The following is a 10,593-nucleotide window of genomic DNA, read 5'->3' on the forward strand; positions in this document are numbered from 1 at the left end:
CGGAGTGCGATTGGCCTCTATTTCCGGCCATGGCGCCGGACATAGTCGGCGATTTCGGCATCGCTCAACTCTTCCAGCGCATTGCGGACGAAGGGGCCGGCCTTGGGCGTCTGGCCCAAAAGGGCGACCTTGTCCGGGGCCATCACCCAGGCCTTGCGCACCTGTCCGCGCAGCAGGGCTTCGTTTTCCGGTCCCATCAGCCCGATCAGCCTCAACCCCATGTCGATGCGCCACAGCATCAGGTCGGGTTCGAAGGCACCCGACAGCATCGACAGGCGAAGCGCCTGGACGGCCCCTGTCCGGTCGCCGGCTTTCTCGCGCAAGGCCGCAAGCACCGCCCAGCCATAAGGCTGCACCGGTCCCAGTGACAGCCCGTGCGTGATGGCTTCGCCGGCGGCGGCGATCAGCCGGTCATGCTCCGGTCCCGTCGGGGTGGCGTCGGCCTGCCGGACCAGCAGAATTCCGCGGTCGGTCTCGCGTTCGGCGGACGCCTCCCAGCGTGCGGCGCTTTCCCGCCTGTCGGCGGCACGGTCGAGTTCGGCACGTTGCGGCATCCGGCCGGCCGCGATCTCCCAAAGGACATCCTGGTTGTCGGCGGTCAGCCCCCCGGCGATCAGCCGGGGCAGCCCGAGGGCGAGCAGCATGCAGCCGAGAAGCCCGGCCGCCACCGCCGCTGCCGCCGGGCGATGACGCGGGCGGACGGCGTCACTCCGCGTAGTATTCACGATAGCGTCCATAATATTGGCCGTAATCGCCATATCCGTAACGGGAATGCTTGCGCTGGTTCACCTGCGACAGCACCACGCCCGATGGCGGGGCGCCGGCGCTGCGCAGCAGCTTCAGCCCGTTGCGCACCGCGTCGCGTGGCGTCGCGTTCCACCGCACCAGATAGATGACGCGGTCGACCAGCGGAGCGATCAGCCGGCCGTCGGACACCGCCAGCACCGGCGCGGTGTCGATGATGATGCGATCGTAACGCGGCAGCAGGTCGCGCAGGAACGCCTCCATCGCCGCCCCTTTGATCAGTTCGGCGGTGTTGGTCTCCTGCCCTGCAGGCAGAACGTCGAGGGTTCCGGCCGCCCCATGCTGGACCACATCGTCGAAGGTGGCGCTTCCGCCCAGAACCTGTGCCAGACCTCGGCTGCCGTCGATCCCGATGGCGCTGTGAAGCCGCGGGCGGTGGATGTCCGCGTCGATCAGCAGGACACGCTTTTCCGCCTTGGAGAACAGAAGCGCCAGGCAAAGCGACACGAAGGTCTTGCCTTCCTTCGGCACGGATGAGGTCACCATGATGACCTTGCTGTCGCCCAGCGTCCCGATGGTGGCGGCGGTCCGCAGGCTGCGCACCGCGTCGGCCAGGGCCGAACGGGGCTTGCGCAGCAGTTCCTCCACCAGATTCATCTTGCGGTTGCGCTGCAAGGGGATCATGCCCAGCACGGGCAGGCCGGTGAGATCCTCGGCCTCGTCACTGGAGCGGATGGCCGTGTCCAGGCGGTCGAGCAGGAAGACAAGCCCCAGGCCGAACAGCAGGGCCAGCAGCGCGACGATCTGCAGCGTCCGCATCTCGCGGGGATAGGATTTGGCGACCGGCAGATCGGCGGGCGAGACGATCCGGGCATTGGCGCGCTGCATCCGCTCCTGTTCGGCCTCGCGCTTGAACCGGGTGAGGAAGGATTCATAGAGCGAGCGCGTCGCTTCGGACTGCCGTTCCAGTTCGCGCAGCCGGATTTCCGCCTCTCCGGCCGTGTTGGCCTGCTGCCGTACGCCTTCGAGCTGTCGTTCCAGCGACTTCACGCCGGCCGCCGCCACCTCGACATCGTTGGCGAAGGAAGAGGAAATCTTATCGACTTCCGCGGCGATCGTCCCGCGGACACCGTTCAACTCGGCGCGCAGCCCGACGAGCCGCGGGTGGCGGTCGCCATAGATCTTCAGGGCGTCGGACATCTCGCGTAGCAGGGTCGTCTCCTGTTCGCGCAGCCGCTGGATCAGCGGGGACTGGAGCACGTCCGTCGTCGAATCCGCACTTCCGCGCGACCGCAGCACGGACCGCGCCTGATCCAGCCGCGCCTGCTTCTGCGCCAGATCCGACCGGGCGATCACCAGGCGGGAATTCAGTTCCGACAGCTGCTGGTCGGTCAGGGTGACCTGACGGTCCCCCTTGCGGCGCAATCCGTTCTGGGAACGGAACTCCTCGACGGCGCTTTCCGCGGCGACCACGTCGCGGCGCAGGACCTCCAACCGCTCGCCCAGCCAACTGGAAACGCGCCGGGCATCGTCGAAGCCGGCCTCCAGCCGGTCGAGCAGATACATCTCGCCTACGGTGTTGGCGATCAGCGCCGCCTTCTCGCGGTTTTCCGACGTGAAGGAAACGATGACGATGTAGGAACGCCGCTGCGCCTGCACGTCCAGGGCGCTGCTGAAGGCGCGGACCACCTGCGCCTTGGCCATTTCGGATTCCGCCATCGGGCTGAGCGCCGGGACGGACGGGGCGGCGCTCAGCCAGCCGGACGGCAGCCATGACAGCGGGTTGAGCGCCGTCGCCAGAATGCCGGACAGCGGGCGCGCCGGCCGCAGGGCGGAATTGAACTCCGGATCGTCTTCGAGATGCAGCTTGTCCACCACCCGCCGGGCGAGCGTGGAAGAGGTGATCAGTGCGGCTTCGGTCTGCACGACGTTGTCGGACAGGAAGGTGCGGACTGACCGATCGGACAGCGGGTCGCGCACGTCCGACGCTTCGATCAGGATGCTGGTCTGGGCGGTGTAGCGTGCCGGCGTCTGCTTGAGCAGAAGAATGGTCGGAACGATGGCCAGGATCATGCAGGCCAGCACCAGATACTTGCCACGCCAGATCACCCGCCATGCCCAGCGCAGGCGCTGCCGAAGTTCGTCCTGGAAGCCGTCCTGGAAGCCGCCGGCCCCGGCCTGCGGATCGCCGGACGTCCGGTCCGCCAAGCGCTGGGCCGTGCCGTCTGCAACCACGGTCATCGGCAGTGCGTCCCGCCCGTCCATCACGTCCTTGCCTGAATCAGGCATTGCCGATCCTCCTCAAGCACAAGCGCCGTCAGAACGCCCGTGACATAAGCCCCTGTGTCGATGCCGATTCTGTTCGGACGGAATTCGGGTTCATCCACCATGGTGTGCCCGTGGACGATGATCTTGCCGTGCGGCCGCGCATCGGACAGGAACGGTTCGCGAATCCACAGCAGATCACCCGGCTTCTGCCTGTCGACCGGTCGGCCGGGACGGATGCCGGCATGGACGAACGCATAGTCGCCGAACACCGCCATCGGCTTCAGGGAGTCGAAAAACAGCTGATGGTGGTCGGGCAGCGCTTCCAGGAAGCGGGCACGCAAATCCTCGCACCGGGCGCGCTCCCGGATGCCGGCGGAGGCGCGCACGCCATAGCTCGCCAGCGTTTCGATGCCGCCGTAATCCAGCCAGTCGGCCGCGGATGCGGGCCGCTTCAGAAAATCCAGCAGAACGGCTTCGTGGTTGCCCATCAGGAAATGACAGGAAACGCCGTCCACAACCGTTCCGCACAACCGCTCGACCACCGCGCGGCTGTCGTCGCCCCGGTCGACATAATCGCCGAGAAAGACGATCGCCACCTCCAGCCCCGCCGCACGGGCACCGGCGGCATCCTCGCCGATCCGGTCCAGCAGGTCATCCAGCGCACGCTGGTGGCCGTGGATGTCGCCCACGGCATAGAGACGCAGACCATCGGGTATGCGCGGCAGCTGCTTCGGTGGCTGGGGACGGCGCAAGCCGAAAATCCCTTCCTTCCAGCGTCTCAACCACATTGCTTCATACCGTTCGAACCATCCGCGCCGCGCCGTGCCGTCCACCGTGCAATAACACTTTTGGGGTGAGCAGTGATAGAGCCTCCACACCGCTTTCGCTGCCTTGACAGGTGACAAGAACAGGCAAACGGACCAAAGCGGACCGGGGCAAAACCTTCCATGCGCCTTTCCGGCCGCCTTGGCGCCGGGGCGCGCCTTCGGGTTGATCGATCCTGTTCACCCACACCGAAGGCGGCTACACTCCGCCGCCTTTCAGGTTCTCGCTGGCATGGGTCGCATGGCCGTCAACACCCTTCTTTTCCGGCTGCTGGTCGCCATCGTGCTGCTGGCCCCGCTGCCCCTGGGCAGCAACCGTCCCTGGTCATGGAGCCTTCTGGCGGTGGCGGTGGGGCTGCTGCTCGCCGTCTGGTCGGTACGGGCGGCAATGGGACGGGTTGCGGTCCCGATCCCGCCCGCCTTCCTTCTGCCCGTCGGCCTGCCCTACGCCCTGGTGCTGGGCTGGGCCGCCCTGCAGACCTCGTCCGTCACGCCGCCGTCCCTGTGGCATCCGATGTGGGCGGAAGCCACCCCAGCGCTGGGATTGGCCGGCGGCCCCGGGAATGGCCTCGGAAATGGCCTCGGAAATGGAATGATCAGCGCCGATCCGGCGATGACCTGGGCAGCAGTTCTGCGGCTTGCCTGCTATGCCGGCATCTTCTGGCTGGCGGTGCAGTTCGGCCGCGACCGTGGCCGGGCTCGCGAGGCGGTGGTCGCCCTGTGCATTGCCGGAACCGTCTATGCGACCTACGGCCTGACGGTTCATCTGGCGGGATGGGAAAACATCCTCTGGCTGAAGAAGTGGGCTTATGCCGGCGATCTGACGGCCACCTTTGTCAACCGCAACGCCTACGGCGCCTATGCTGGCCTCGGCGTGGTGTGCTGCATCGGGCTGTTCGTCAACGCGCTACGCCCGCGGCAGGGTTCTCAAAGCCCTGGCGCCTACGATCTGGTCGAAACCCTGCTGCTGCGCGCCATGCCCTATCTGGCCTGCGGGCTGGTGATCGGAACCGCGCTGCTGCTGTCGCATTCGCGAGGCGCCTTCCTGTCCACCGGGCTGGCCCTGGGCGTCCTGCTGATCCTGCTGTCGGCGGCGGGGCTGGTACCACGGCGCATGGCCCTGCCGCTGGTCGGCGCCGTGGTGCTGGTCGCCCTGGTGACGGTAAGCGCCAGCGGCGACGGCACGATCACCCGTCTGGCCGAACAGACGTCGGTGGAGCATGATTCCGGACGCACCAACGTCTACCGGCTGACGATGGACGCCATCGCCGACGCTCCCTACACCGGGATGGGGCTCGGGACGTTCAAACCGGCCTTCCGCATGTACCGCGACACCACCCTGCTCGATCCTGTGGTGTGGGAGTTCGCGCACAATGTACCGCTGGAACTGGCGATGGAACTGGGCGTGCCCGCGGCGGCGCTGCTCGGCCTGTCCCTCGCCGTCATCGCCGGGGTGTGCCTGCGCGGGCTGATGGTCCGGCGGCGCGACCGCCTCTATCCGGCCCTGGCGGTCGCGTCGATGGTTCTGCTGGGCGCGCATGGGCTGGTCGATTTCAGCGTGCAGATACCGGCAGTCGCCGCCACCTTCGCCCTGCTGCTCGGCCTCGGCTTCGCGCAATCCTGGAACACGCGGACGCTGGAACCGGCCTCCTCCGGAGATTAAAGAGCCGAGGATTGAACGCCGTTAGGACTGCTGCTGCCCGGCAGGAGACGGGCGGCTCAGCAGCAGGTCCGCCTGGACGATCCGGCCATCCCGTGCGTGCGAGCAGCCGCCGATGCCCGCAAGCACGAAACCGCGTGCCTGCAGATGGCCGACCACGGCGGCGGCCAGGGGCTGCCCGTCGTAAAGAGAGGCGAATGACACCTCGACATAGACATGCTCGACCACGGCAAGCAGCCGTTCCGCCCCCTCCAGTGCCGCCAGTTCGCCGCCCTGCACATCGAGCTTCAGCAGAACCGGCCCCTTGAGCGCTTCCGGCGCGATTTCGGAATCGAGGGTGCGTACGGGAACCGGGATGGCCGCCACCGCATCGGTGCCTGGTGCGAAGCTCAGCTGCCCCGCTCCGATCGGCAGCAATGAGGAGTTGTCCGCCCGGCGCGAGATATGCAGGATCGCCTCGCCATTGCCGGCTCCGGCCGCGCAGCGGTGCACCTGCACCCTGGAGTTGCCAGCGAACAGCCGGGACAGAACCGATGCCGAAGACGCGAGAGGTTCGAAGGCATGAATGACCGCATCCGGCCGCAACGCGGTCATCAGCAGGGAGAATTGGCCGACATTGGCGCCGACGTCGATCACCGTCGCCACCTTCAGCCCGTTCAATGCCGGCAGGCTTTCCAGCGATGCCGCCACGCCGAAACGCAAGCCCCGGCGGAACTCCCGCCGCCCCAGCAGCCGCGCCAGCTTCCAAATCCGTCGAAGCGTCCGTCTCAACGCGTTCAGGCCCACCCTGTTGCCCGGCACCGCCAGGACCGAGACGGTTGCCAGTCCTGACAGGCTCGCCTACGATTGCCGCTCTCTTCGCATGAATCGATATGAAGAACCAGCCGAATCAACCCCGGGTCGCGATCGTCGTCACCCATATTGCGCCAGCGGCAGGATATGGGGGAATCGCCGAAGCGACCGCAAGGGTTGCCGAAGCCTGGGCGGCGGCGGGCCGTTCCTTCTCCCTGTGCGCAAGCGACGCCTCGGAAGGCACGCCGCCGCTGCGTCCCGCCGATGTCGGATTGCCGGCGGCTGTTCCGGTTCATCTCTACCATGCGCAGCTCTGGCGGCGCTGGGGGCTGGGTGCCGGCGCCATCCCGGCGATCCTGCGGGCCTGCCGCCGGGCCGAAGCGGTCTATGTCAGCGGTGTCGGCACATGGCCGACCAGCGTGGCCGGGCTGATCTGCCGGCTGTTGCGCCGGCCTTTCGTGGTTGCGGTCCATGGCGGCCTGATGCCGGGACATGTCGACCATATTCGCCGCAGCAAACCTCTGAAATGGTTGTTCTACCGCTGGATCACGCTGCCGACCCTGGCGGCGGCGCAGGCGGTTCATGCGACCAGCACGGTGGAAGCCGACGGGGTGCGGGCCCTGCTGCCGTCCGTGTCCGTGGCGGTGCTGCCCAACGCCATCGATCTGGCCGGCTGGCCGGTCCTGCCGCCGCGCTCCCCGGATGGTGGACTGGTGATCGGGTACATCGGACGGCTGTCACCGGAGAAAGGCATTCTTCCGTTCCTGAAGGCATGGCTCGACACCCGCCGGCCCGGCGACCGCCTGCTGATCGCCGGCAGCGGTGGCGGCGCCTATGCCGGCGAGGTGGTCCGGCTCGCCGCCACCGCCGGGGAGGCGGTTGATCTGCGCGGCTATCTGAAGCCCGAGGGCGTGCGCAGGCTGCTGGCCGACTGCGACGCCGTCGTCCTGCCATCCGGGCTGGGCGATGGCGGGCTGCGCGAGAATTTCGGCAATGTGGTGGTCGAGGCCATGGCCTGCGGCCGGGCGGTGCTGGCAACCCGCGGCATGGCCTGGGACGATCTGGAACAGGACGGCGCCGGCCTCGTCTTCGCCCCGGACGGAACGGCCGCGCGGGAGGTTCTGCGGCGGGTCCAGAGCCTTGCGCCCGGCCGTCTTGCCGCCATGGGACTTGCGGGCCGCCGGCTGGTGGAAGGCCGGTTCATCGTGGCTCCGGTCGCCGACCGGTTGTGGCGCCTGGTCGCCGGCAGGGTCTGAGCCATGTCGGGCGAGTCCTGTCCGCCCCCGTCCTCTCCGCAAGACCATGTCCAGACGGGGCTGCTGCGCCGGCTGGCCGCGGGGATCGGGGCGCAGGGCGCGGCCCAGGTCGTGCTGATCCTCGGCAACCTGCTGAGCGTGCCCGGTTTCCTGGCCGCCTGGGGCGGCGGCGTCTTCGCCGACTGGCTGGTGCTGTCCGCCGCGGCCGCGCTGCTGACGCTGGCCGATTTCGGGATCAGCGGCTATCTCGGCAACACGTTGCGCGCCGCCTGGGCCTCCGGCGATGAGGTGGGAGGCCGGCGGATCCTGCAAATCGGACTGGGCATCTACGGTGTTCTGTGCGCCGCCGTCGCCGCCGCGGTCGTGGCGGCATCCATCCTGGCCGACATGCCGGCCCTGCTGGGCGTGACGCGGCTGGAGGGGGCCGGACCGACCCAGCTGATTCTGGCGCTGACCATCGTCATCCTGCTGCCCCGCGGCCTGATCGCCGCCGTGCACTCCGCACGCGGCCGGTTCCACCGCGAGGTTCTGTTGCTGATGCTGACCCAGGCCGGGCAGGTGACGGCCGGCGTGGCCGTCGCCCTTGCCGGCGGCGGCCCGCAGACCGCTGCCACGGCCCAGCTCGCGGCGGCCCTGCTGTTGGGCTGGGGGGCGCTGCTGTGGGATTTGTACAGGCATGGCGACCTGCACGCGCTGCGCCCGCAAACACCGGACGGGCGGGAACTGCGGCGCTTGGCGATCAAGGCCCCGCTCTATGCCATGCAGACGGGAGCCGTCATGGCGCTGGTTCATCTGCCGATCCTGCTGCTCGGCCGGCTGGCCCCGGCGAGCGCGGTGGTTACCTTCGCCACCATCCGGACCTTTGTCGGCCTGGTGCGCCAGACCGCCCGTCAGGTCGCCACCCCGTTGGGGCTGGAAATGGCCCGCATGCATGCGGGTGGCAACCGTGCAGCCGCCGGCCGTCTGTATGCGGACAGTGTTGCGCCGACCGGCTGCATCGTCGCCCTGCTGGCCGGTGGTGCCTGGTCGGCCGGTCCCGCCATCCTCACGCTGTGGACCCATGGCACGGCCGTCTTCGATCCGCTGACCGCCGGCGCCCTGTTGGCCGGGGCGCTGATACAGGTGCCCGCCTATGGCGCCGGGGCGCTGCTTCGGCTGGTCGATCGTCCGGGGACCATCGCGGCCATCCATGCGGTGGAGATTCTCGCCATCCTGTTGCTGGGCCTGCTGCTGATTCCGACGGCGGGGGCGGCCGGCGCCGCCCTGACGGTGATCCTGGCTGAAACGATCCCCGCCATCCCCTGGTATCTGCACAGCACCGGACGGCTGCTGGGGTGCCGGATACTGCGGCCGGTCCTGCGCGCCTATGCGGTGACGGGAGCGGTCTTTCTTCTGGTCCTGCTGACCGCCGCCGCCATCAACCAGCTGGTTTCCTTGGACACGGTGCCGGGACTGGGAGTCTTCATGCTGCTTTGGGCCGCCACCGCTCCACCGGCGCTGATCGTGACATTGAGCACCGGCCAGCGGAATTGGATCCGCTTGAGGCTGCACGGCTATCGGCGCCGGCTATCGGCAAAAGATTGACTGAATGCGTACGAGCTGGGATTTTCTCGTCAAATAGTAGAGATGCGGTTCTGTGGCAGGCTCACCTGTACCGTGAGATCGGTCGCTGCCGACGCCAGGGGGACGGCCGTGCCCGGATGGCCGCCGCCGGCCTCTACCCGGCGATCTTCCAGGAATATGGGCGCTGGATCATTCCCATGCCTTCGCGCGGGACGTGATCTTCGTCCGCCGCCCCCTGCTGGCACGCCTGATCGGCTGATACCCGCTACGGACCCGGAGCACAACCATCCACCGAGTGGAACTGCCAAGCGGAGCTATCGGGCGGCACGGTTCAGCAGCGCCGCATAGGCATCGGTCAGGCGCCGGCCATACCCATCCCAGCCGCCGATCGCACCGGTGCGCTCCAGGGCGGCCTCCGACATCGCCGCCAGCAGGCTGCGGTCCTCGTACAGGCGGCGAAGACGGTCCGCCATGGCATCGGCATCGCCGACCGGCAGGATGAATCCCTCTCGCCCATCCTGGAACAGGTCGCGCGACCCCGTATGTTCCGACGCGATCACCGGACAGCCGCAGGCCATGGCCTGTGCCTGGACCAGCGCCAGCCCCTCTTCGATCGACGGCAGCATGAACACGCTGGCCTGCGACATCTCATGGACGACCCGCGGCCAGGGCTGGCGGCCGAGCCAGGTGAGGCTCTCCACCGGCTCCCGCGCGAGGATCGCCTGCCCTTCCGGAGACAGGCTGCCGATCAGCACCAGCCGGGCATTGGGAAGGGCCGCCTTGCGGAAGGCGCGCAGCAGGTGGTGCAGCCCCTTGCGCACTCCGAGCTGCCCGACGAACAGGACGCGGAACTCCTCCGCCCGCGGCGCTGTGCGGCCGAAGATGCGCCGGTCGACGCCGTAAGGGGCCAGGATGAGCTTCTCCGCCGGAACCCCCTGGGCCAGGAAGCTGTCCCGCACGAAGGAGGAGGGAACGGTGATCGCGTCGGCCAGCTCGTATTCGGAAAGGTCCCGCTCCACCGCGCGGGAATCGAGGCCCGGAAAAGGGAAGCCCAGCCGCTCATGCTCTTCGCGCAGCAGCCGGTCCTGGTACAGAATATGGGTGGAACCGGGATCGCAGACATAGGCGATCCCCCGTCTTTTGGCGGCGGCGCCGGTCTTCACGCCGATCCGGCATTGCGCCACCACCAGATCGCAATCGGGCAGCGTCCGGGCGACATGGGCATCCAGCGCGCGGTGCGCCCAGTTGGACCAGCGCCCTTCCATGGTCCGGGCGAACCAGGGCCATCGCATCAGGGCCATGTAAGGGGCCTGAAGCCAGGGAAAGCTACGGATGCGGGCCGGCTCGACCCCGCTGTTGCGCAGCTTGAACTGTGGATAGCCGGTGTAGATGGCGGTCAGGGCATCCCGCTTCTGCAATTCACGGGCAAGGTCGAAATGGTGGAAGCGGGCGATGGTCGAAACGACGACACGCACCGGCGGCTCTC

8 protein-coding genes are annotated in these 10,593 nt (G+C 68.2%); 3 read left to right on the forward strand and 5 right to left on the reverse strand.

What is annotated here, in order from left to right; translation table 11 throughout:
- Window positions 1-17 precede the first annotated feature (17 nt).
- Genes E6C72_RS30625 through E6C72_RS30635 form a run of 3 tightly spaced genes read right to left on the reverse strand, consistent with a single transcriptional unit; the run spans window position 18 to window position 3,845 of the window.
- Window positions 18-725, reverse strand: a complete 708-nt coding sequence (locus E6C72_RS30625) for a hypothetical protein (protein WP_136700880.1) — start codon at window positions 723-725, stop codon at window positions 18-20.
- Complete coding sequence (locus E6C72_RS30630; protein WP_247875642.1) at window positions 706-3,033, reverse strand: polysaccharide biosynthesis tyrosine autokinase; 2,328 nt, start codon at window positions 3,031-3,033, stop codon at window positions 706-708. The genes E6C72_RS30625 and E6C72_RS30630 overlap by 20 nt, the downstream gene beginning before the upstream one ends.
- A complete protein-coding gene (locus tag E6C72_RS30635) occupies window positions 3,009-3,845 on the reverse strand; it encodes a metallophosphoesterase family protein (protein ID WP_247875641.1) in 837 nt (278 codons plus the stop codon). The genes E6C72_RS30630 and E6C72_RS30635 overlap by 25 nt, the downstream gene beginning before the upstream one ends.
- Before the next feature lie 232 nt (window positions 3,846-4,077).
- Between E6C72_RS30635 and E6C72_RS30640 the strand changes: the two genes are divergently transcribed.
- Complete coding sequence (locus tag E6C72_RS30640; protein ID WP_169055338.1) at window positions 4,078-5,499, forward strand: O-antigen ligase; 1,422 nt, start codon at window positions 4,078-4,080, stop codon at window positions 5,497-5,499.
- A gap of 21 nt (window positions 5,500-5,520) precedes the next feature.
- Here the strand turns inward: E6C72_RS30640 and E6C72_RS30645 are convergent, their stop codons facing one another.
- Entirely contained in the window at window positions 5,521-6,267 is a 747-nt protein-coding gene (locus E6C72_RS30645) for an FkbM family methyltransferase (RefSeq protein ID WP_136700881.1), read from the reverse strand.
- 101 nt (window positions 6,268-6,368) lie between these two features.
- Between E6C72_RS30645 and E6C72_RS30650 the strand changes: the two genes are divergently transcribed.
- Both E6C72_RS30650 and E6C72_RS30655 read left to right on the forward strand, forming a co-directional pair.
- Window positions 6,369-7,544, forward strand: coding sequence for a glycosyltransferase family 4 protein (locus E6C72_RS30650; protein ID WP_109085385.1), 1,176 nt, complete (start codon window positions 6,369-6,371; stop codon window positions 7,542-7,544).
- 3 nt (window positions 7,545-7,547) lie between these two features.
- On the forward strand, window positions 7,548-9,128 hold the full coding sequence (locus E6C72_RS30655; RefSeq protein WP_109085384.1) for a hypothetical protein: 1,581 nt from the start codon (window positions 7,548-7,550) through the stop codon (window positions 9,126-9,128).
- A 293-nt stretch (window positions 9,129-9,421) separates the two neighbouring features.
- Here the strand turns inward: E6C72_RS30655 and E6C72_RS30660 are convergent, their stop codons facing one another.
- Entirely contained in the window at window positions 9,422-10,582 is a 1,161-nt protein-coding gene (locus tag E6C72_RS30660) for a glycosyltransferase (RefSeq protein WP_136700882.1), read from the reverse strand.
- Window positions 10,583-10,593: the final 11 nt, after the last annotated feature.

The sequence above is a fragment of the Azospirillum sp. TSH100 genome, from assembly GCF_004923295.1.
In the GTDB taxonomy this organism is placed as follows: domain Bacteria; phylum Pseudomonadota; class Alphaproteobacteria; order Azospirillales; family Azospirillaceae; genus Azospirillum.

Coding starts and splice junctions, on each gene's coding strand:
- E6C72_RS30630 (WP_247875642.1), bottom strand. CDS start 3,033: ATGCCTGATTCAGGCAAGGACGTGATGGACGGGCGGGACGCACTGCCG.
- E6C72_RS30640 (WP_169055338.1), top strand. CDS start 4,078: ATGGCCGTCAACACCCTTCTTTTCCGGCTGCTGGTCGCCATCGTGCTG.
- E6C72_RS30650 (WP_109085385.1), top strand. CDS start 6,369: ATGAAGAACCAGCCGAATCAACCCCGGGTCGCGATCGTCGTCACCCAT.
- E6C72_RS30655 (WP_109085384.1), top strand. CDS start 7,548: ATGTCGGGCGAGTCCTGTCCGCCCCCGTCCTCTCCGCAAGACCATGTC.